Origin of the sequence: Klebsiella sp. WP3-W18-ESBL-02 (assembly GCF_014168815.1) — a bacterium.
In the GTDB taxonomy this organism is placed as follows: Bacteria; Pseudomonadota; Gammaproteobacteria; order Enterobacterales; family Enterobacteriaceae; genus Kluyvera; species Kluyvera ascorbata_B.
The window spans coordinates 4,562,282-4,583,826 of sequence record NZ_AP021972.1; the positions used below are offsets into that span (position 1 = coordinate 4,562,282).

A 21,545-nucleotide genomic window follows, 5' to 3' on the forward strand; every position below is an offset into this window, starting at 1 on the left:
ATTAAACGCTTATGAAGAGATTTAAACGTGTTTTAAATGTTGTCTGGTGATAAGTATGAACTTAATAGCATTCTGCTCCGAATTAAAAGCAGATAAAACCGCTCCTGACTGGATTGAATTGCTTCCGGCTGGCCCGGATATTCAGGGGCGTGATGGTCGAAAATGGCGACTGAGCAATCCACAGTCTCTGGTGGATGCATTCAACAAACGGGCATTACCTCTTGTCGTTGATTACGAGCACTCAACGGAAATTAGTGCCGCAAATGGCAGCGAGGCTCCCGCTGCTGGATGGATTGAAACCCTTGAGGTTCGTGAAGACGGTTCCGTCTGGGGGAAAGTTGACTGGACGCAGAAAGCCAGTAATTCAATCCTCAGTAAAGAGTACCGTTTTATTTCTCCCGCATTTCATCATGTCAAAGATGGAGATATAACCCGGCTCAGTAGTGCAGCGTTAACGAATAAACCCAACCTCGATTTAACGGCCCTTAATTCTCAGGATGAATGGTCAGTCGTTGCTAAAGCGTTGGGTGTTGAAACCATCAGTTCTCCTCGTGACATTCTTAATGCGCTTAATAAGTCACAAAGCACCATGATTCAGGATGTTGTTGATGATGTTATTTCTAAAGCTGTTTTCTGCCCGGCGCAACGCGAGCATTTAGTTGCAATGTGTTCGCAAGTTGGTGTTGATGAGTTCAGGAAGTTTTCCGAACTTCAAATGAAAGTACATGGGGTAGTAGTTAATTCATTTGCAACTACTCGCCGTTCTCGTACCAGAGAAACCAGTGGGCGTTTAACAGATAGTCAGGTTGCCGTGTGTCGTAGCACTGGTGTAAGTGAAGAAGAGTATTTAACAGCATTAGGAAAACAGAATGATTAATATTGATGGCGTCATTGCTGATGCGCAGGTTGCATTTAATGTGAAATTTGAACAGGGAGGAAAGGCTTATCAGCCCTCCCATGTTCAGCTTGCAAATGAAGTTCCTTCTTCCTCTGGTTCGAATGCGTATGGATTTCTTGAGGAGTTCCCGGAGATTAAAGAATGGCTTGCAGACCGCCAGTTAAAAGAGCTGGCAACGCAGGACTACATTCTTAAAAATAAAACGTTCGAAAGCAGTATTTCAATCAAACGTGAAGATTTTGAAGATAATGATTATGGGAAATACTCCATGATATTTGAGCAATATGGAAGGAAAGCCGCCGCATTTCCAGACAAGCTGATGTTTGAGGCAATGACAAAAGGTCACGCATCACTCGGGATTGATGGTCAGAATTTTTTTGATACTGACCATCCTGTTAATTCAGGTGTTTTATCGAATATTTATGGTACAGCACCGGAATCAGACTCTAAGCCCAAATGGTATCTGTTTGATGCTACTCAGGGACTGAAACCATTTATCTATCAGAATCGTCGCCCAATTGTTATGACGTCAGTTACAGACGAAAATGAATCACAAGTGTTCCTGAACAACCGTTACCTGTTCGGTATCGATGGACGTCTTAATGTTGGTTATGGCATGTGGCAGTGTGCCGCTGCATCCTACGACGATCTGACTGAGGAGACGTTCGGTCAGGTGTACGATGGCATGCTTTCCATTCAGGGTAGTAGTGGTGAACCTCTCGGGATTGTGCCATCCATTATCGTTGTTCCGGTCTCGTTGCGCTCAGCAGCAGAAAAAATCCTGCTCCGCCGCCAACTGGACAACGGTGAAGATAACCCGAACTACAAACGTGTTGAAATCATCGTTAGCCCGTATCTCAAATGATGTTAAAGGCTGGTTTAACCAGCCTTTTTATTTAAGGAATATTCATGTCCAGCAAACTGAGCACGGAAATACTGATTAATCTGACGGGCAATCTGACCGCCATGTCCAGAAAGTACGGTTCCAATATGTCGGAGTTCGCCCGTACCAGCGCGCGAGCTATGTCAGTCGTCAAAGCATCGACCGCAGCAGCTGGTCGCGGCCTTGACATATTAGGCAATCGCTATACTGGCATGATTGCGGGATTTGCGGGCGGTGCCATGCTCAGTAAGTATAAGGGGCTGGATCGTGAGTTAACGCGTATGGGGATTACCGCAGGTAAGACCCGAGAACAAATGAGCGGTATCCTCGATTTAGCACAGGATGTGTCATTCAAGGTAGGGGTTGATACATCGGATGTTCTCGGTGCTTTCAAAGAAATAAATGCCCGCTCTGGTGACCTGGATCTTGCAGTTAAAAATACTGAAAATATTGGCAATGCAATTGCTGCATCGGGTGCTACTGGTGAAAGTATCGGTGGGTTGATCGCCGACTTCCTTAAACTAAACATCAAAACAAAAGAAGACACTTTACAGGCACTTGATGGGCTTAATCGTCTCGGTAAAGAAGGTGCATTCGAACTGAAAGATGCTGCCGAACGTCTCCCTGCATCTCTTTCAATGTACGCCGCAGCAGGTGGTAAAGGTGTCAAAGGCGCAATGGATGTAATGACCGTTGCAGAAGTCGCAATGGACGTAACTGCTAACCGTGAAAAAGCCTCAACCGCTGTAGAAAACTTCATTACCGATCTCCAGAATCCAAAAGTCATATCAGCTCTGGAAAACAATGGTATTCAGGTTTTTGACGCCAAAGGAAAAATACGTTCGCTTCCATCCATTCTGCAAGAGACCGCGCAGCGTTCAGCCCAGAGCGGTGCTAAAAAACAAGCTGGATACTTAGATAAAGCGGGTTTCAATCAGGATAGTATTCGTCTCATTCAGGGGGTTAGCAGTGAGGCAGGTGCTGCCAAGCTTAAAACGTATGTGCAAATTGTTGCCGATGGTAAGAGCATTCTTGACGACGCTGCATACGCTTCCCGGGATTTTACTTCGGCAACACAGCGCCTGACCACCGCGACAGAGAAATTCACTAATACTCAACTGGCTGGCCCCGTTCAGGAGCTTGCAGACGCTCTTAATTCAGTTGATAAGGAAACCGTCGAAAACTGGATGGAGATTGGCAAAAACATCGCTTTAGTGACAGGCGGTGTTATTGCCGCCCGAAAGGTCTTTCAGGTAGGTAAAGGGGCCTGGGATTTATTTGGCGGCGGTAAATCAAAAGGTATTCCTACGGGTGTCGCTGATGTTTTCGGAACTGGCGTAATGCCCGTTTATGTGACCAATATGCCATCCAGTGGTTTGGGTAATGGTTCGGGGTTTCCCGAGAAAAGTAAATATGACAAAGGTGGGGCAATAGGTATGGCGATTAATACCGTCGATGAGCTTTACGCATTGCTGCCTTTTCCTCAAAACGATGAAGAAAGAGAAGCGCTGTTCAAGCGTCATCGCGATAGTCAGCAACGTCGCACCCGTTGGGATGATGTTAAAGACTGGTTTAATTCTCTGGATGACACTCCTGTTGTCGACCCTCGCCCGTGGGTGTCCCCGCAACAATTCTCTCAATACCCACTGGTGCCGCCGCAGCTGCGTGGCGAAATTCGCGTCGTGGTGGAAGGTGATGCCCGTGTGAAAAGCGTCTCATCCAACCAGTCTGGCGTGACGCTAAGCGCCTCCGCAGGCAAAACGAATGTAGGTCAAAACTAGAAATATCTATTCACCCTAATCTTGATCCATAGTTAGTTGACAAAGTTTCGCGATTTATGTGGCGCGCTACACCGGGTTGGTTTCAGTGGTCATGGTGCGCTCCCCCTCACCCTGGCCCTCTCCCCAAGGGGAGAGGGGACGTATTGTGCCTGACTTGCAGCCCGCACCGCTCGGCGAGGGGCTCGCTCCTGTAGGCCGGATAAGGCGCGACAGCGTCGCCATCCGGCACGGTTGCATTGTCTGATGGCGCTTCGCTTATCAGGCCTACCGGTTTGCAGGCCCGATATGTGAAGCGCCATCAGAGGGGGTTATCCCTTAGTACCCCATATTTTTCTTCTTCTCTAACTCTTCTTTCGCCGTATCCGGCAGGTACAGCGTGGACTTGGTGAGGGTCACTTTTTCCGGCAGGGTGCCGTCTTTTTTGAATTTCTCCAGCGCATCAAACGCCGGGCCGGCCATATTTGGCGTCAGCTCGACGCTGGCGTTGGCTTCGCCGGCAATCATCGCTTTGTAGATATCCGGTACGCCGTCAATCGAGCCGGTGAGAATATCTTTGCCCGGCTTCAGTCCGGCCTCTTTGATGGCCTGAATCGCCCCAATCACCATGTCGTCGTTATGCGCGTAAACCATGCAGATATTCTTGCCGTTGTTCTCCGCCTTGATGAAGCTCTCCATCACCTCTTTGCCCTTACTGCGGGTAAAGTCGCCGGACTGGGAACGGATAATCTTGATGTTAGAGGCTTTAGAAATCGCATCGGCAAAGCCTTTCTTACGGTCAATCGCCACGCTCGCACCCACCGTCCCTTGCAGCTCCACCACGTTACACGGTTTGCCATCAACGGTTTTAATCAGCCATTCGCCAATCAGCTGGCCTTCCAGCACGTTATTGGCGGTGACGGTGGTCATGTAAAGCGATTTATCTTTCACATCGATAGAGCGGTCGAGCAGGAATACCGGGATCTTGGCCTCTTTGGCTTCTTTCAGCACCGGCTCCCAGCCGGTGGCCACCACCGGGGCAATAAAGATAGCGTCCACGCCCTGGGCGATGAACGAGCGGACGGCTTTAATCTGGTTTTCCTGTTTTTGCTGGCCGTCGGCAATCTTCAGCGTGATGCCGCGTTTTTCCGCTTCCTGCTTCGCGACGCTGGTTTCCGCCGCGCGCCAGCCGGATTCAGAGCCGACTTGCGAAAATCCTACCGTTAGGGGTGCAGCCATGACCATAGACGACATGGCTGCGGAAACTGCTGTAACAAGAAGTAAGCGCTTCCACATAGAGGTATCCTCGTAGGGTTATTGTTGGTCAGAGATTCATCTGCGGAAAAACTATAGACAATAGGGTATGTAACGGAATGCGTTACATCACACTTCAAAAAAGTAAATTAGTTGTTAAGCAACGGTACAATGAGGAGTTCAGGGAGGAGTAGGCGTTGCGCACCCATTGACGGCTATCGTTTTTGTGGAAATTTTGCACGCCGTGCGGTCATTTTTCGCCGTGATGTAAACGGTTTCACGTTTTTATTCAGTATGCAGCTAACTTTATGGATTTTTCGGTCATCGGAAGGGGCTGAAAAGTGCAGGTCTGCAGGCGCCCGCGATAAAACAGCTCAAGACTTTCGCAGCGAGTTGGCTATAATACCGGGCACTAGTTTGCCACACATTCTAAAGGAAACAGACATGAGCTTACTCAACGTCCCTGCGGGTAAAGATCTGCCGGAAGACATCTACGTAGTTATCGAAATCCCGGCTAACGCAGATCCTATCAAATACGAAGTCGACAAAGAGAGCGGCGCGCTGTTCGTTGACCGTTTCATGTCCACCGCGATGTTCTATCCGTGCAACTACGGTTACATCAACCACACCCTGTCTCTGGACGGTGACCCGGTTGACGTACTGGTCCCGACCCCGTACCCACTGCAGCCGGGTTCTGTGATCCGTTGCCGTCCGGTTGGCGTACTGAAAATGACCGACGAATCCGGTGAAGATGCGAAACTGGTTGCGGTACCGCACACCAAGCTGAGCAAAGAATACGATCACATCAAAGATGTGAACGACCTGCCGGAACTGCTGAAAGCGCAGATCACCCACTTCTTCGAGCACTACAAAGACCTCGAAGCGGGCAAATGGGTTAAAGTTGACGGCTGGGACAACGCTGAAGCGGCTAAAGCTGAAATCGTTGCTTCCTTCGAGCGCGCGAAGAAATAAGATTTCTTCCCGAGCCAACAAAAACACCGCCTTCGGGCGGTGTTTTTGTTTGTAGGCCGGATACGACAATGCCGCCATCCAACAAATGTGCACGCTATTGCCTGATGGCGCTGCGCTTATCAGGCTTACCAAAAAATAACGCCACCCGAAGGTGGCGTTGTTGTCATATTCAATACTGGTCTTTATCCAACCAGTTGCCGCTTTCTATCAGCTTCAGCCCGTCGACCGGGCGCTGATAGACGTACATCCAGGCGCTGCCATAGGGCGTCTGGATGAGATGACGTGCATATTCGCCCGCTTTGGTGCGCAGCGCATCCAGTTCGGCCAGCGTCGAGGCGTCAATCCGATAAACTTCACCGTGTACTGTGCCATCGCCGGGCACCGCGCCTGGATAGTGGCCCAGGCTGTACAGTTGATAATCGGTCACGCTGTGATCGCCCAGCCACTGAGCGTTGGTCATCCAGTGGCTGTTGCCTTGTTTGCGCCGTAAACTGCCGTAAACAAATATTCGCATTGCTAAAACTCAAACTGATAGAGCAAATCGAGCGCCTGGTCTACGCCAGACACCGCTTCCAGATACAGCTTAGGCATCAGGCGATAGCGTAACGTGAGCGTCGCTAACGAGTCAAAGATCCCAACGCCATATTTCACCTGCAGACCCGGCAATACGTAACCGCTGACCACCACCTGGGAGGAGTCGCCCACCCCTTGGGTATCCAGCGCCAGATTACTTACGCCAAACGTCTCGCCGATTTTACCCACAACCTGACCACTTTGTGCAACCCCCATACCAATAAGCATGGAAGTCATCGCGGCGCTGTCGCTCTGACCGCTGTCTAATCCCTGTCCACGAATCAGGTAAGAGAGCGCTTCTTGCTGCGACATTGCCGGATCGGAGAAGACTTCCGCCTTCGGCTGATCGGCCGTACCGGTGACGCGAACACCGGCGATCACGTCGTTTTCTGTCGCATCCGGGTTACGAATAGCTTCAATATTCAGCAGCGGCTGATCCGGCGGGCCGGAGAACAGCAGCTCACCTTTACGCACAATCAGATCCTGCCCGTAGGCGTGGAAGCGCCCTTCCGGGATATTGATCTGCCCGTTCAGGCCCAGCCCCTGTTTATCCTGCGCAACTTTCAGATCGCCGGTCAGACGCGCTTTCAAGCCAAATGCGTCCAGCCGTACGTTGTTGCCGACGTGAATAGTCAGGTTGCTGTTGATCGGGATCGATGCCGATTTGGTCTCTTTCGGCTGCAGATCGTTATTCAACATCACTTCATCGCTGGAGACGCCCACCGCGCTTTCCGGGACCTCTTTCACCACAATGCGCGCCCACGGTACATCGACGCTGCCATCGAGCGTAAACAGGCTCGGCGTGGCGTTAAATTCGACGTCCGGTGAAACATCAAGGCGTACCATCGGCGGTACGGTAATCCGCACCCGCGAGCCTTTCGCGGCAATGCGCGCGCGCCAGTTTTCAATCTGCCGCCAGTCCGCGTCACCGTTCAGGCTAATCTGCCCCTGCGAGGTACGCACTTCGCCCTGCAGCGTCGACGTCGCGCCGTTGAAGTTCATTGTCAGCTGGCTTGGCTGCATATCGAACGGCATAAAGTTACCGTCCACATCGATACCGTTAAGCTGCATCTGACCGAACATCAGCGGGCTTTTCACGTCGCCACCGAGGCGCAGATTCGCATTGACCGTACCGGCCGCTTTTTCGCCGCGCGAGAAAATCGGGTTGATCATCGCTAGCGAGAAGTTACGGACGTTGACGTTACCGCCCAGATTACGCCGTCCCTGTGGGTCGGTAACCTGCACCTGTCCATCTAACTGGCCGTTGTTGGTCAGACGAATCAACCAGCCCAACTCGGCGCGGTTGTTGTGCAGATCGGCGCTGAGGTTAAGCGTATCGAACGCCACCGGCAGCGGCGCGTTGTTGACGATTTGCGTCACCTTAACGTTACGCCCGGAGAGCGTCACTTTGCCCTGCGGCAGCCCTTCTTTGGTGGTATCCCATGCCACATCCGCATTGCCGCTGAATACGCCGCTGGCCTGGGTTTCCTCTGGCATAAACGGCTTGAGCATCGCCAGGTCGAAGCGGTTAAGATTCACCACCGCGCGCCCCGCCGCGCCGGCATCAATCGTCTGCGGCACGCACAGCTCGGCGTTCGGGTTCACCCAGCAGTGTGGCCCGATGCTGATTTTCTGCTCCAGATTGCGGTAGTCCAACGCGATATCGCGGTTGATAGACCACGGGCCGACCGGCGTCTGGAAGCGGGTATTGCTTAACGCGCCCTTCCAGCGTTCTTCTTTACGGTCGAAGCTACCCGCCAGCGCCAGCTGGCCGGAGACCGGCTCGCCCTGAATTTGCAACTGCAAGGAATGCTGCTTTTCGTTGCCCTTCGCCGCCAGATGTACCAGCCCAATATTGACATCCGGCTGAACGATGCGTTCAACGCGCACGTCAAGGTTGCCGCCGATCTGGTCGGTGGATTTCACGTCGCCATCAACGCGCACCAGGCCAATCGACAGCGCCTGCCAGCGCAGGCCGCGTGCGGTGATATCGGCCAGCAGCTGCGGCGCGTCAACCGTACCGCGCACCTTCACCAGCCCTTTGGCGGTACCGCCGAGCCCCGGCAGCATGTTGTCGAGCTTCGGCGCATCGATATTGGCGTCAAGCTCGAGGTCTTTCACCCCCAGCTCGCCTTTCACATCCATGGTGTTGTTGCCCAGCGCGACATGCAGCCCAGGAATGGTCCATTGCAGGTAGCTGTTACCGCGCAGCGCGCCCTCAACGTTGACTTTGTTCTGCTTCACGTTGCCGGTAATTTTCACTTCCGGCACGTTCATCTGCCAGCTGCCGCCGTACAGGCTGCCGTTGGTTTTGATAAGCCCGTCCAGCTTCGACGGCCAATCGGGTGCCAGCTTCGCGGTGTTAATCCCGCGTAGCGCCAGCTCGCCGCGCCAGCTGATCGCCTGCTGCCAGTCCAGCAGCGCGGTCAGCTCGGTTTTGCCTTCCAGCGCCGCCACGGTGAGCTTATCGAGGCTCACCTGGCGTTCGTTACCTTTGGCATCCACCGTGATATCCGCCGGCGGCACGCCCTGCCCTTTCACTGCGGTGCGGAACGACAGCGTGTAGTCGGTCATCTTGCCGCCCAGCTTCAGCTTCAGATCGTCGGCCTGGAACTGCTTCTCGCCGGTAAATGGCCAGTACAGCTGCTTGCTGTTGACCTCAAGGTTGAACGGCAGCCCGGCTTCTGCCAGCTGCGCCTGCGCCCGAATGGCCATATCAACCGGGCCGGAGAGGTTAACCCCCACTTCCAGCTGCTTGCGCACCGCGCCGCCCACCTTCAGCTTCACCTTTTCCCCCTTCAGCGGGTCAATATTGAGCGTGCTGTTGAGGGTCAGGTCGACCGGCCAGTCGTTAATGAGCGTCGCGGTTCCGCTGGCGTTCACCGTGCCCTGGCTGGAGTCGATGTCCAGCGTGTCGAGCTTCATGTTGCCGTCGATGCTGCTCACCTTCAGCAGCATTTTGTACACCGTCAGGTCGGTGTCGCCGGTGATGCGCAGCTGCTCACCGCTAAAGGATTCGATATTCAGGTTGAGCGGCAGATGAACGTCGGTCATCTCCGGCAGCACCGGTTTGGAGAACAGCTCGGTCAGGGTTTCGCCCAGCGGTTTTTCCTGCGGCTGCGGGTTGTCGATTTTCGGCTCAACCACCTCTTTCTGCGCCACATCGGCGACTTTCGGCAGCGCGATCAATAGCCCTTGCAAGGTCGTCGGCGTCAGCGTCAGGTTCTTCTCCTGCCACGTCAGGCCGCTGGAAAAGTCCATGACCGACACCGTAGTATCATCAATCTTGATATTGACGTTATTCAACGCCACCCGGTTCAGGGTGATGGGATACGGGGTGGAGAGATTCAGCGGGCCGCTGTCTTCTTCCTTTACCGGCGCAGCGGGCGGCATTTTACTGCTGTCGATTGCCACGTTGATGTCGCGCAGCGCGATGTCGTTCACGCACAGGTTGCTGTGCCACAGGCAGCGGAGGTTAACGGCAAGATGAAACTCACCGGCATCTACCGCCACGCCCGGCTGGGTATAGCGCACCTTTTTGAGCGTCAGGTCACGCCAGCCGCCGGTTACCTGGCCAATTTCCAGCCCCGGTACCCAGCGGTTCGCCGCGTTAAACAGCAGATGCAAACCCGTGGTGGTGCCAATCAGGAAGCCGACGATGCCGAGCAGCAGCACCAGAAAAATCAGTACCCCGAGGCTTATTTTTTTCCATAACTTCATAGCTCAGGCCCCAGACCGATATAAAACTGCAATCCATGTTCATCTTTGTCGCCGACCGGAACGGCAAAGTCGAGCTTGATGGGCCCCACCGGCGACTGCCAGCGTACGCCCACGCCCGCGCCTTTTTTCCAGTCGCTCTGGCGAATATCGCTGACCGCTTCACCGCCGTCGACGAACACCGCCCCCCACCATTTCCCGCTGACGTTGTACTGATACTCCAGCGAGCCGGTGGCCAGCTTTGAGGCACCAATCAGCTTGCCGTTATCATCCCGCGGGGCGATGGATTTGTATTTATAACCGCGAATGCTGCGGTCGCCGCCGGCGAAGAAACGCAGATCCGGCGGTACGCGATCGAAGTCGCCGGTTTCAATCCAGCCGAGGTTACCGCGCATCACGAAGCGGTGGCGATCGTAGAGGGTGCGAATCCAAACGTTCTGCGCCTGAATCACCGAGAAGTCGACGTCCGAACCCCATGCGGTATTGGAGTAGTCAATCGAGTAACGCTGAGAATCGCCCCAGGTTGGCATCAAACCACCGCGCGAACGCGTGCGGCTGATAGACACGCCAGGATAGAACAGCATCGTGGTATTGGTGACGTTTGCCTGGGTAAAGTGGTCGAGGCTCCAGCGCAGGTTAATCGCCCGCTGCCAACCGCTGGACAGATCCCAGAAACGCGAGACGGCAAGCGTGGTGGAGTCCGCTTTGGTGTCGTTGAGGTCGGTGCTTTTAAAACCGCCCTGCACCAGATAGTACTGTTCCAGCGGATTTTTCAGCAACGGCATCTTGTAGCTGAAGTCGAGCTGCTGTTCCGGCGACGAGACGCTGACGCTGGTCGTCAGGCTGTGGCCGTAGGAGTTAACCCACGGTTTACGCCATGACGCTTTCACTCGTGGTCCCACGTCGGTAGAAAAACCGCCGCCCAGCTCTACGGTGTTTTCGCTGCGCGGCGAAACAACGCCATGCAGCGGTAAAACCTTAGTTTTTCGGGATTTATCAAACTCTGGCGCCACCACTACCGAGTTAAACCATCCGGTCGCTGACAGACGACGGTTCAGTTCAGCCAGATCGCTGGACTGGTAGTCATCGCCTTTTTTGAACGGCACCAGATGCTGCAGATAGTCTTCACGAATCTGCGAACCTTCGAAGGTCACATCGCCGAAGCGGTAACGTTCGCCGCTGTCGTAGTCAATGTCCCAGAACGCCTGATGGCGGTCGAGCGCAATGCCAAGCTGGCTCTTTTTAAACTCGCTGTCAAAGTAGCCTTTACGCAGCGCCACGCTGGTTAACGAACTTTTGAAATGATCGTAATCACCATGATTGAGCACCGTGCCGATTTTCGGCCGGGTTTTCAGCAGCGCCAAATAGTCGCTGTCGGTGCGCGCCCCGCCGCGCAGGATGACATCGGTGCCGCCAATGCGCACCGGTTCCCCCGGCGTCACTTTCGCCAGCAGCACCTGACGCCCTTTCGCCGGCGGCGGCTTCAGTTCGAAGTCGATGGTCGGTTCATAATAACCGAGCGCCTTTAGCCCCTCACGAATGGCATCGTCCACGCGCGCACGGAAGCGGCGATCCGGCGTCACCTCATCGCTGTCGATCGTCGAAAGCTGGGCTCGCACATTTTTTTGTAGTTCGCCGGAAAGCCCTTCAACCTGTAGACGGATGTTTGCTGCACTGGCAATGCCGCTGGTCAACAGTAGGCTCACCACACATAAATGGCCGATTTGTCGCACTTTTTCTCCTGAATATCCTTGTTCCCACCCCAACGGGAAACGAAAGTCCGCTCCGCGGCCACGACTGCGTTTTTGTCTGTTTCACGCTCTGACGGCGCGCGACATTCAACGTCAGCACAAAAAACCCACTCTTTGTCGGGTTGAAATAAAGACAGAGCCCCAAATTATTCTTATGTTTAAATTTAGACGTATTCGGCGCGTTTATTGTGTTAAAAGACACGCCAGGTTACAACCTTAACGGAAATTACTGTTCCCCGGAGGCCATCCTCATGAGCTTGTTTGACAAAAAAAATATTGTATCTCAATCGGATGCACTACCCGGAAGAAATACACCCATGCCGGTCGCTACGCTCAATGTTGTGACGGAACACTCAATGACCCACGTACCGGAAGGTATGGAGGTCGCGCTGTTCGCGATGGGCTGCTTCTGGGGCGTTGAGCGCTTGTACTGGCAGCTACCCGGCGTTTACAGCACCGCAGCGGGCTATACCGGCGGCTACACGCCAAACCCGACCTACCGGGAAGTATGCAGCGGCCAAACCGGGCACGCCGAAGCGGTACGCGTGGTATACGACCCCGCGGTAGTCAGCTACGGCGAACTGCTAAAAGTATTCTGGGAAAACCACGACCCGGCTCAGGGAATGCGCCAGGGCAATGACCACGGCACCCAGTACCGCTCGGCCATCTACCCGCTAACGCCGGAGCAGGATCGGGAAGCGCACGCTAGCCTGCAGCAGTTCCAGGACGCTATGCGCAGCGCGGGCGACGCGCGGGACATCACGACCGAAATTGCCGCCGCGAAAACATTCTATTATGCGGAAGATGAGCACCAGCAGTATCTGCACAAAAACCCGTACGGCTACTGCGGCATCGGCGGCATTGGCGTGTGTCTGCCGCCTCAGCTCCAGGGCTAACCGTCCAGCGCCACGCGCGCCGCATGCCGCGTGGCGTTCGCCACGGTACCAAAGTCCATGACTTTCCCCTGCAATAAAAGGTTGTAGACCGGCGACTGTGGCCGGTTGAGCCGCGTTTGCAGCAGATGCACGGCTTCGATGCCCAAATCGCGGCACGGCACGCGAATGCCGGTCACCGGCGTCGACAGGCTGTTTTGCAGATTCCACGTAAAATCGGTGGTAATCAGTGAGATATCCTGCGGAACGCGCAGGCCGTGGCGTTGCAAAGCATTTATCACCCCCTCAGTCATGCTGGTGCTGTTCGGAAAGATCACATCCGGCCACAGCGCACGATCGTGCGCCTTCAGCCAGGCGTCCAGCGCCCGCTCCGCCTCTTCTGCCGTGAACCATTCGGTGACCAATAAGTCATGCTGAGGATTGAACGGTACATGGTAATAGCGGTACGCCTCCTTAATACCGTCCAATCGGGCATAGAGGGTTTCCCGCCGCAGGCAGGTCATGGTCAAGACGCGCCGATGCCCCTGTTCGAAGAGGTAGCGCATCGAGGTAAAACCGATAGCCCGATGATCGGGAGAAACGCAGTCCAGCGCCATTTCTCGATCGATAGAGTTAATCAGCACGCACGGCTTATTCAGCGTGCTGGCGAGCTTAAGGATCGTCGGGTCGTCCGTACCAATAATCACCACCGCGTTGATATTCTTCTGGCCGGCTTTTTCGAGGAACAGCTTCACATCGGCGTGCTGCTCTTCCAGCGCACAGTGGCTGATCCAGACGTCATGCGGCGCGCTGGCCTCAGCGATGCCTTTCGTCACTTCCAGATAAAACGTATCGCCCCGGCCCTGGAAAGTACGCTCTGGCGCAAACACCGCTATGCCGTTAATCAGCAGACGACCGTTTGCCAGCGAATCGAGCACGCCAAGCTGGCGAGCACACTGGACGATAGACTCTCGTGCCTTGTCGCTGGTGTAGGATTTGCCGCTGAGCACCCGGGAAACGGTGCTGATGGAGTAGCCGGTACGGGCGGCTATTTCATCCATTTTTAGCTTGCCTGCCATTGTGTGACCTCGCTCGCAATCATATTTTGCAAATTTTTGCAGATGCAGTTCACTGATTTTAAAACCGATTTTCAGTTCTCCGCGCATATTCCTTTTCTACCTGCGAGCATTCTCACAAATTCCGTTTGTCGGCCTTCACCGCCTTCCCTATTTTCAGATTTCAGTCATTCCTATCACGTAAGGTGCAACATGGATAAGGTGCGTTTTGGCATTATCGGCGTGGGTAACATCGGGACCGTTCACGCCCGCTACCTGCTGGCAGGTACGGTGAAAGAGGCCTGCCTGACGGCAGTGTGCGACAACAACCTCAGCAAGCATCCGGCGATTCGCACGCTGGTCGGCGAGGACGTCACGCTGTTCAGCGACGCCGAAGCGATGCTGAAAAGCGGCCTGATTGATGCAGTGATTGTCTCCACGCCGCACTACGACCACCCGGGGCTGTCGATGCTGGCCATGCGCAACGGCATTCACACGCTGTGCGAAAAACCCGCGGGCGTTTACACCGCGCAGGTGCGCGAAATGAACGAATTTGCCCGCGGCTGCAACGTGGTGTTCGGCATGATGTTCAACCAGCGCCCGAACCCGCTATACCAGAAGGTCAAAGACCTGATAGACAGCGGCGAACTCGGTGAACTGCGTCGTTCCAACTGGATCATCACCAACTGGTATCGCTCGCAGAGCTACTACAACTCCGGCGGCTGGCGCGCCACCTGGAGAGGCGAAGGCGGCGGCGTGCTGCTCAACCAGGACCCCCACCAGCTCGATTTATGGCAGTGGCTGGTCGGTATGCCGGTGCGCATGCGCGCGTTCTGCCAGTTCGGCAAGCATCGCGATATTGAAGTCGAAAACGAAGTGACCGCCTACGCCGAATACGCCAACGGCGCCACCGGGGTCTTCATTACCACCACCGCCGAAGCGCCGGGCACCAACCGCCTGGAGATCGCTGGCGATCGCGGCAAAGTGGTGGTGGAAGACGGCAAGCTGCGCTTCTGGCGGCTGCGTGAATCGGAAACCACCTTTAACGCGCGCTGGGAAAACGGCTTCGGCGAGCCGGAGTGCTGGGAAGTCACTATCCCTGTGGCGCCGGAGTGCAGCGATCACCACGTTATCACCGCCAACTTTGCCGCCGCGGTGCTGCACGGTACGCCGCTGCTGGCACCGGGTACCGACGGTATTCACGGTCTGACGCTCTCCAACGCGATGCATCTGTCGACCTGGACCGACGGCTGGGTTGACCTGCCGTTCGACGAAGCACGGTTTAAACAACTGCTTGATGAGCGCATCGCGGGCTCCGTCGACAAGCAGGTCGAAAGCAAAACGCTTGATGCCTCAGGCACCTGGTAACGCGCAAGAGGAAAACGACATGCTACGCATTGCGATTGTGGGAACCGGGAACATCTCACACAACCATATTCAGGGATATCAAGCATTTGCTGACCGCTGCCGGATTGTTGCGCTGGTCGATATTTACCCGGAAAAAGCACACGAGAAAAAGACGCGTTACGGGCTGAGCGACGCTCGCGTCTTCAGCAGCCATCAGGAAATGCTGGCGTCCGGTATTGAAGTGGACATTGTTGACGTTTGCACCCCACCGTATGTGCACGCGGAAATCAGTATTGATGCCCTCAGCGCCGGGAAACACGTGCTGTGTGAAAAGCCAATGGCGGCGTCGCTGGAGGAGTGCGACGCGATGATCGCCGCCCAGCGCGCCAGCGGCAAAATACTCTCCATTATTGCCCAGAACCGCTTTACCGACGCCTTCTGGCGCTTAAAGCAGGTGGTGGATTCGGGCGAGCTGGGGAAAATCTGCCACGCGCAGGTGGACTCGTTCTGGTGGCGCGGCCACTGCTACTACGACCTGTGGTGGCGCGGCACGTGGGAAAAAGAGGGCGGCGGCTGCACCCTCAACCATGCGGTACACCATATCGATGCTATTCAGTGGATGCTCGGCTTCCCGAAAGAAGTGGTGGCGATGATGACCAACGTCGCCCACGACAACGCCGAAGTGGAAGATCTTTCCGCCGCGATTTTCCGCTACGACAGCGGTGCGCTGACGCAGCTGACCGCCTCGGTGGTGCATCACGGCGAAGATCAGAAAATCGTTATTCAGGGCGATAAAGCGCGCGTCTCGGCGCCCTGGGACGTGTGGGCCAGCGTTTCCGCCGATAACGGCTTCCCGCAAGAACAGCACGACGATGCACGCGAAGCCCGGCTGGATGCGCTGTTCCGCAATACGCCAAAGCTCAAGTACACGCTGCATACCGGGCAGATTAACGACCTGCTCAATGCCGTTGAGCAATGCGGCGAACCGCTGATTGACGGCGTGCAGGGCAAGCGTTCGCTGGAGCTGATTACCGCCATTTATCAATCCTCAATAACCGGGCGGGTGGTGACGCTGCCCGTCAGCCCGGATGAGCCCTGGTATAAAACCGGAGGCCTGGTTTCCCTCGCCCCTCATTTCTATGAAAAAGGCGCGTCGGTGGAAAATTTCTCTGAGGTGGGCGCAATCCCGCTGGGTAAAGATTTGGACAAAGGAGCATAAACATGAGCATCAAAGACGGTATGAACTACGCCCCGGTGGGCAAACCGCAGCCGGTCGTCGGCGAAGGCGAGTTTATTATTGCCGCCGCCGCGCTGGACCATGGCCATATCTACGGCATGTGTAACGGGCTGATTGAAGCTGGCGCCACGCTCAAGTGGGTTTATGATCCCGACCCCGCGAAAGTTGATAAATTTGTTCAGCAGTACCCGCAGGCGCAGATTGCGCCGACGCTGGAGATCCTTCTCAACGACAGCAGCGTGCAGCTGGTTGCCGGTGCCGCCGTACCGTCCGAGCGCTGCGCGCTGGGGCTAAAGGTGATGGACGCCGGGAAAGACTACTTTACCGACAAAGCATCGTTAACCACCCTCGCCCAGCTGGAAGCCGCTAAACGCAAAGTGGCGGAGACCGGGCGGAAATATGCGGTCTATTACAGCGAGCGTCTGCACGTCGAGAGCGCGGTGTTTGCCGGGCAACTGGTGCAGCAGGGCGCGATTGGCCGGGTGATGCAAACGCTCGGCGTCGGCCCGCATCGCGAGGGGGAAGGCCGCCCGGACTGGTTCTACGAAAAGGAATTCTTCGGCGGCATCCTCTGCGATATCGGCAGCCACCAGATTGAACAATTTCTGTTTTACACCGGCAACAGCGATGCGCGTATCGTTGCCAGCCAGGTGCGTAACGTCAACCATCCGCAGTACCCGCAGTTTGAAGACTTCGGCGACGCGATGCTGGCGGGCGACAACGGCGCAACCGGCTACTTCCGCTGCGACTGGTTTACGCCAGACGGCCTTTCCAGCTGGGGAGATGGCCGTCTGACGCTGCTCGGCACCGAGGGCTACATCGAAATCCGCAAATACGTCGACATCACCCGCGGCGAGCAGGACGTGGTGTACCTGGTCAACAGAGAAGGCGAGTTCCGCTACCCGGTGGCCGGACAGGTGGGCTTCCCCTACTTCGGTCAGCTGATTCAGGACTGTCTGCACCGTACGGAGAATGCCATGACCCAGGCGCACACGTTTAAAGCGGCCGAGCTGTGCGTGAAAGCGCAAATGCTGGCGAACGCGGTGGAATAACAGGAGGCGGCGATGAAAACACGTCATGCAGCGATTATTGGCTGTGGCGCTATCCACACCTGTCACGTGGATGCGCTGCGCCACGTACCGGGCGCGGTGCTGCGAGCGGTAGTCGATATTGATAGTGAAAAAGGGAGCCGGCTGGCGGCCGACTATGGCTGTCAGTTTTATCAGGACTATCATGAAATGCTGCTGGATGCCGCCATTGACGTGGTACACATCTGCACGCCGCATTATCTGCATAAGCCGATGATCCTTGCCGCACTCGCGGCTGGGAAACAGGTATTCTGCGAAAAGCCAGTGGTGATGAACCCGCAGGAGGTGGCCGACATTCAGGCCGCCGCCGCGATGGCCCAACGCCACGTGGGCGTCTGTTATCAGAACCGCCTTAACCCCACGAGCCTGGCGATTCAACGCTGCGTTGAGGAAGGACGACTTGGCAACCTGCGCGCAATAAAAGCAGTGCTCACCTGGTCACGTTCCGGCAACTACTACGCCGCCAGCCCGTGGCGCGGCAGTTTTGCCACCGAAGGCGGTAGTCTGCTGATTAACCAGGCCATCCATACACTAGACCTGATGCAGTGGTTTGGTACAGGCGTGCGGTGCCTGAAGGGCGTGGTCGACAGCACTCTGCTGGCCGATGAAATAGAAACGGAAGACAGCGCGATGGTGACGCTGTGCTTTAACAACGGCGCGCGCGGGCTGTTTTACGCCAGTAACTGCCACACCAGCGACTCACCGCTGCTGCTGGAGCTGGAGTTCGAGCACGGTATGCTGCGCCTGACTGACAACGCGCTGTGGCAAGTCTGCGGCGATACGCGCACGCTGATCGCCAGCGATGCCTCGCCGGACGGTATCGGCAAAAGCTACTGGGGGATTGGCCACCAGCAGGCGATACAGCATTTCTACCAGGCGCTCGACAACGCCGCCTCCGCCACCTTCTGCGATATTCGCGAAGCGGCAAAATCATTACAGATGGTTAATGCCATTTACCAATCGTCACTATTGAGGAAATGGGTGAATATCACCGAGTGATCGTCATTCGATTTTTCCTGCTGTCAATATTATAAGGTGCAGGGGTCACTCTGCACTGACACCCTACCAGTACAGGAATAATAATATCATGGTGAAACCAACCGAGCGTCGCGTTGGCTATGGCACGGCCATTGGCTACGGCGTGACCGATTTATTTGGCGGCGGCGCCTTTGCCGTTATAGGAACATGGCTTTTATTTTTTTACACTACGTATTGTGGCTTAAGCGTATTAGAGGCCGGCTCAATATTTGCCATTGCGCGTATTATTGATGCTATTTTAAGTCCAGTAATGGGCTACATCACGGATAATTTCGGCAATACCTGGCTTGGTCGTAAATTTGGCCGCCGCCGTTTCTTCCTGCTGATCGGCTCACCGCTGATGTTCCTCTATGCCCTCGTCTGGATGACCGATATGAACTATTGGTACTATCTGGGTACCTATCTTTCTATTGAGTTGCTGTCCGCCATGGTGCTGGTACCCTGGGAGACGCTGGCCGCTGAGATGACCAACCGGTTCAGCGAACGCACGCGACTGTCCGGCGTGCGAATGATGTGCTCCTCGCTCGGCGGCTTTCTGGCCGTGTCGGTTCCCGGCATTATTATGCAATATACCGGTAAGGATAATGCCTTCACCTACACCCTGACTGGCCTCGTTTTCGCAGTCATTTACTGTGTTGCGGTATTAGCAACCTGGGCCTGCACCTGGGAAGCCAAAGACGTACGCGAAGAATATGAATTTCAACCGGATAATCAACGCAGCCGCGGTCTTTTAAATCATTTAAAGTACCTGGTTATTGATCTTATTTCCTCTTTCAAAATAAGGATATTTCGCCAGCATATTTTAATTTATATTTGTTCTTTTACCGCCATGGACGTATTTGGTTCAGTATTTACCTATTACGTTGTTTATGCGCTGCACCGTGATGCGGAAATGGTTTCCGGGCTATTAAGCATTGCCGCTTTTGTCTCTATCCCCGGCACCTTCGGCTTCATGATGCTGATGAACAAATTTAATCTCACCCCTTCCGGCGCGCTGCGGCTTTCCTACAGCAGCATTCTACTCGTTCTGGCGTTTCTGTTTACCGTCTATATCGGCCATCTTCAGGTACCCATGCTGCTGTTCTCTGCGGTGTTCATCCTGCTGGGGCTGGCAAAAGCCGGGCTGTATTATATTCCATGGAATATCTACAGCTTCATCCCCGACGTTGATGAACTGGCCACCCGTCAGCGCCGCGAAGGGATTTTCGCCGGGGTGATGGTCTTAACCCGTAAAAGCACGGTTGCACTAGCCATTATGCTGATTGGCATCGTGCTGGAAGAGAGCGGTTTTGTGAAAGGCGGCGGTACGCAGCCCGCCAGCGCGCTGCACGCCATTATCGGCCTTATGGTGTTCGCCACCGCCGGGCTGCTGGCCGTCAGTTTTTACATGACCTATCGCTTTAAGCTGACGCAGAAAACGCATAGCATCCTGATCAAAGAAGTGGCGCGCCGCAAGCTCGGCGGCCATGCGGAAGACTGCGATGCGGAAACCCGTGAAGTCATTCATGCGCTAACCGGCTATACCTACAACCGAGTATGGGATGCCGACGCGAAAGGGCACCTAAAAACCCACCCGCAACCGACTAACGGTTAACCTCTGGCAGCTTTACAGTCCCTTACGCTATACTAACCTCTGAAATTGCCGGCCCATCTCCTTCGGGCCGGTTTTCAATGTGTATTTCACACGGATTTATCAACTTCCCTTCCGAGGATCTGGCCCCACGGGTTAGATAAAATATGTTAAACAGTATATTCATCATACTTTGCCTGATCGCCGTCAGTGCGTTCTTCTCAATATCTGAGATTTCACTTGCCGCATCGCGCAAAATCAAACTGAAACTGCTTGCCGATGAAGGCAACATCAACGCCCAACGCGTGCTCAAAATGCAGGAAAACCCGGGGATGTTTTTCACCGTGGTGCAAATTGGTCTGAACGCGGTCGCCATTCTTGGCGGTATCGTCGGCGACGCGGCGTTCTCTCCGGCGTTCCACTCGCTGTTCTCTAACTACATGTCGCCGGAACTCTCCGAGCAGCTGAGCTTCATCCTCTCCTTCTCGCTGGTGACCGGTCTATTTATTCTGTTTGCGGACTTAACTCCGAAACGCATCGGTATGATTGCGCCTGAAGTGGTGGCACTGCGTATCATCAACCCGATGCGCTTCTGCCTGCTGGTCTTCCGGCCGCTGGTGTGGTTCTTCAACGGTATGGCCAACATCATCTTCCGCATCTTTAAGCTGCCGATGGTGCGTAAAGACGACATCACCTCCGACGATATCTACGCAGTGGTAGAAGCCGGCGCGCTGGCGGGCGTGCTGCGTAAGCAAGAGCACGAGCTGATTGAAAACGTGTTTGAGCTGGAATCACGTACCGTGCCGTCGTCCATGACGCCGCGTGAAAACGTCATCTGGTTCGATCTGCACGAAGATGAGCAAAGCCTGAAAAACAAGGTTGCCGAACACCCGCACTCCAAGTTCCTGGTGTGTAACGAAGATATCGATCACATCATCGGCTACGTTGACTCCAAAGACCTGCTGAACCGCGTGCTGGCGAACCAAAGCATGGCGCTGAACAGCGGCGTGCAGATCCGCAATACGCTGATCGTGCCGGACACGCTGACGCTGTCTGAAGCGCTTGAAAGCTTTAAAACCGCCGGTGAAGACTTCGCGGTTATCATGAACGAATATGCGCTGGTCGTGGGGATCATCACCCTTAACGACGTAATGACCACGCTGATGGGCGACCTGGTCGGCCAGGGCCTGGAAGAGCAGATCGTCGCACGCGATGAGAACTCATGGCTTATTGACGGCGGCACGCCGATCGACGACGTGATGCGCGTGCTGGATATCGACGATTTCCCGCAGTCGGATAACTACGAAACCATCGGCGGTTTCATGATGTTTATGCTGCGTAAAATCCCGAAACGCACCGATGCCGTGAAGTTCTCCGGCTACAAGTTCGAGGTGGTGGATATTGATAACTACCGCATCGACCAGCTGCTGGTCACGCGCATTGATAACAAGCCAACGGTACTGGTTCCGAAGCAGTCGGATATTGTCGAAAGCGGCCAGGGTGCGGCCTGAACTAGCGTGGGCGCCGGCAGAT

At 54.9% G+C, this 21,545-nt stretch carries 16 protein-coding genes; 11 read left to right on the forward strand and 5 right to left on the reverse strand.

All coding sequences use genetic code 11. From position 1 onward, the window contains the following. Positions 1-55 precede the first annotated feature (55 nt). From H7R56_RS21975 to H7R56_RS21985, 3 genes are read left to right on the forward strand one after another with little or no spacing between them, the layout of a single operon-like run. Entirely contained in the window at positions 56-877 is an 822-nt protein-coding gene (locus H7R56_RS21975; RefSeq protein ID WP_182928413.1) for a phage protease, read from the forward strand. Continuing rightward, on the forward strand, positions 870-1,763 hold the full coding sequence (locus H7R56_RS21980; protein ID WP_182928414.1) for a Mu-like prophage major head subunit gpT family protein: 894 nt from the start codon (positions 870-872) through the stop codon (positions 1,761-1,763). The genes H7R56_RS21975 and H7R56_RS21980 overlap by 8 nt, the downstream gene beginning before the upstream one ends. 44 nt (positions 1,764-1,807) lie before the next feature. After that, on the forward strand, positions 1,808-3,562 hold the full coding sequence (locus H7R56_RS21985; RefSeq protein ID WP_182928415.1) for a phage tail tape measure protein: 1,755 nt from the start codon (positions 1,808-1,810) through the stop codon (positions 3,560-3,562). 315 nt (positions 3,563-3,877) lie between these two features. Here the strand turns inward: H7R56_RS21985 and ytfQ are convergent, their stop codons facing one another. Next, positions 3,878-4,834, reverse strand: coding sequence for a galactofuranose ABC transporter, galactofuranose-binding protein YtfQ (gene ytfQ, locus H7R56_RS21990; protein ID WP_106927547.1), 957 nt, complete (start codon positions 4,832-4,834; stop codon positions 3,878-3,880). 402 nt (positions 4,835-5,236) lie between these two features. Here ytfQ and ppa point away from each other — a divergent pair, with 402 nt between their 5' ends. Next, positions 5,237-5,764 carry an inorganic diphosphatase gene (ppa, locus tag H7R56_RS21995; protein ID WP_004109025.1) on the forward strand — a complete coding sequence of 176 codons (528 nt, stop codon included), beginning with the start codon at positions 5,237-5,239 and terminating at the stop codon, positions 5,762-5,764. 169 nt (positions 5,765-5,933) lie between these two features. Here ppa and H7R56_RS22000 read toward each other — a convergent pair whose 3' ends face one another. Genes H7R56_RS22000 through tamA form a run of 3 tightly spaced genes read right to left on the reverse strand, consistent with a single transcriptional unit; the run spans position 5,934 to position 11,787 of the window. Further along, positions 5,934-6,278: a gamma-glutamylcyclotransferase family protein gene (locus tag H7R56_RS22000; RefSeq protein ID WP_064546942.1), complete on the reverse strand. Its 345-nt coding sequence runs from the start codon at positions 6,276-6,278 to the stop codon at positions 5,934-5,936. 2 nt (positions 6,279-6,280) lie between these two features. Further along, positions 6,281-10,057: an autotransporter assembly complex protein TamB gene (gene tamB / locus H7R56_RS22005; protein ID WP_106927545.1), complete on the reverse strand. Its 3,777-nt coding sequence runs from the start codon at positions 10,055-10,057 to the stop codon at positions 6,281-6,283. Further along, positions 10,054-11,787, reverse strand: a complete 1,734-nt coding sequence (gene tamA / locus H7R56_RS22010; protein ID WP_106927543.1) for an autotransporter assembly complex protein TamA — start codon at positions 11,785-11,787, stop codon at positions 10,054-10,056. Before tamA ends, tamB begins: the two co-directional genes overlap by 4 nt. 269 nt (positions 11,788-12,056) lie before the next feature. Here tamA and msrA point away from each other — a divergent pair, with 269 nt between their 5' ends. Then, positions 12,057-12,701 carry a peptide-methionine (S)-S-oxide reductase MsrA gene (msrA, locus tag H7R56_RS22015; RefSeq protein WP_106927541.1) on the forward strand — a complete coding sequence of 215 codons (645 nt, stop codon included), beginning with the start codon at positions 12,057-12,059 and terminating at the stop codon, positions 12,699-12,701. Here msrA and H7R56_RS22020 read toward each other — a convergent pair. Next, on the reverse strand, positions 12,698-13,756 hold the full coding sequence (locus tag H7R56_RS22020; protein WP_106927622.1) for a LacI family DNA-binding transcriptional regulator: 1,059 nt from the start codon (positions 13,754-13,756) through the stop codon (positions 12,698-12,700). The genes msrA and H7R56_RS22020 overlap by 4 nt on opposite strands. 189 nt (positions 13,757-13,945) lie before the next feature. On the opposite strand from H7R56_RS22020, the gene H7R56_RS22025 reads away from it, so the two are divergent. The 6 genes from H7R56_RS22025 to H7R56_RS22050 all read left to right on the forward strand — a co-directional run bounded on the left by H7R56_RS22025 (position 13,946) and on the right by H7R56_RS22050 (position 21,523). After that, entirely contained in the window at positions 13,946-15,100 is a 1,155-nt protein-coding gene (locus H7R56_RS22025) for a Gfo/Idh/MocA family protein (RefSeq protein WP_106927539.1), read from the forward strand. A 19-nt stretch (positions 15,101-15,119) separates the two neighbouring features. Then, positions 15,120-16,298 (forward strand): Gfo/Idh/MocA family protein, encoded by a 1,179-nt coding sequence (locus H7R56_RS22030; protein WP_106927537.1) that lies wholly within the window; start codon positions 15,120-15,122, stop codon positions 16,296-16,298. Between the two features lie 2 nt (positions 16,299-16,300). Then, positions 16,301-17,368, forward strand: a complete 1,068-nt coding sequence (locus H7R56_RS22035; protein WP_182928418.1) for a Gfo/Idh/MocA family protein — start codon at positions 16,301-16,303, stop codon at positions 17,366-17,368. Between the two features lie 12 nt (positions 17,369-17,380). Further along, positions 17,381-18,403, forward strand: coding sequence for a Gfo/Idh/MocA family protein (locus H7R56_RS22040; protein WP_106927533.1), 1,023 nt, complete (start codon positions 17,381-17,383; stop codon positions 18,401-18,403). 88 nt (positions 18,404-18,491) lie between these two features. Beyond that, positions 18,492-20,036, forward strand: a complete 1,545-nt coding sequence (locus H7R56_RS22045) for an MFS transporter (RefSeq protein ID WP_182928419.1) — start codon at positions 18,492-18,494, stop codon at positions 20,034-20,036. Between the two features lie 143 nt (positions 20,037-20,179). Continuing rightward, positions 20,180-21,523, forward strand: coding sequence for a polyamine export protein PaeA (locus H7R56_RS22050; protein WP_106927529.1), 1,344 nt, complete (start codon positions 20,180-20,182; stop codon positions 21,521-21,523). Positions 21,524-21,545 lie beyond the last annotated feature (22 nt).

Excerpts from the sequence above, each read along its gene's own strand:
- H7R56_RS22000 (WP_064546942.1), bottom strand. The coding sequence starts at position 6,278 with ATGCGAATATTTGTTTACGGCAGTTTACGGCGCAAACAAGGCAACAGC.
- H7R56_RS22030 (WP_106927537.1), top strand. The coding sequence starts at position 15,120 with ATGCTACGCATTGCGATTGTGGGAACCGGGAACATCTCACACAACCAT.
- H7R56_RS22035 (WP_182928418.1), top strand. The coding sequence starts at position 16,301 with ATGAGCATCAAAGACGGTATGAACTACGCCCCGGTGGGCAAACCGCAG.
- H7R56_RS21985 (WP_182928415.1), top strand. The coding sequence starts at position 1,808 with ATGTCCAGCAAACTGAGCACGGAAATACTGATTAATCTGACGGGCAAT.
- H7R56_RS21975 (WP_182928413.1), top strand. The coding sequence starts at position 56 with ATGAACTTAATAGCATTCTGCTCCGAATTAAAAGCAGATAAAACCGCT.
- msrA (WP_106927541.1), top strand. The coding sequence starts at position 12,057 with ATGAGCTTGTTTGACAAAAAAAATATTGTATCTCAATCGGATGCACTA.
- H7R56_RS22020 (WP_106927622.1), bottom strand. The coding sequence starts at position 13,756 with ATGGCAGGCAAGCTAAAAATGGATGAAATAGCCGCCCGTACCGGCTAC.
- ppa (WP_004109025.1), top strand. The coding sequence starts at position 5,237 with ATGAGCTTACTCAACGTCCCTGCGGGTAAAGATCTGCCGGAAGACATC.
- H7R56_RS22025 (WP_106927539.1), top strand. The coding sequence starts at position 13,946 with ATGGATAAGGTGCGTTTTGGCATTATCGGCGTGGGTAACATCGGGACC.
- ytfQ (WP_106927547.1), bottom strand. The coding sequence starts at position 4,834 with ATGTGGAAGCGCTTACTTCTTGTTACAGCAGTTTCCGCAGCCATGTCG.
- tamB (WP_106927545.1), bottom strand. The coding sequence starts at position 10,057 with ATGAAGTTATGGAAAAAAATAAGCCTCGGGGTACTGATTTTTCTGGTG.
- H7R56_RS22045 (WP_182928419.1), top strand. The coding sequence starts at position 18,492 with ATGGTGAAACCAACCGAGCGTCGCGTTGGCTATGGCACGGCCATTGGC.
- H7R56_RS22050 (WP_106927529.1), top strand. The coding sequence starts at position 20,180 with ATGTTAAACAGTATATTCATCATACTTTGCCTGATCGCCGTCAGTGCG.
- H7R56_RS22040 (WP_106927533.1), top strand. The coding sequence starts at position 17,381 with ATGAAAACACGTCATGCAGCGATTATTGGCTGTGGCGCTATCCACACC.
- H7R56_RS21980 (WP_182928414.1), top strand. The coding sequence starts at position 870 with ATGATTAATATTGATGGCGTCATTGCTGATGCGCAGGTTGCATTTAAT.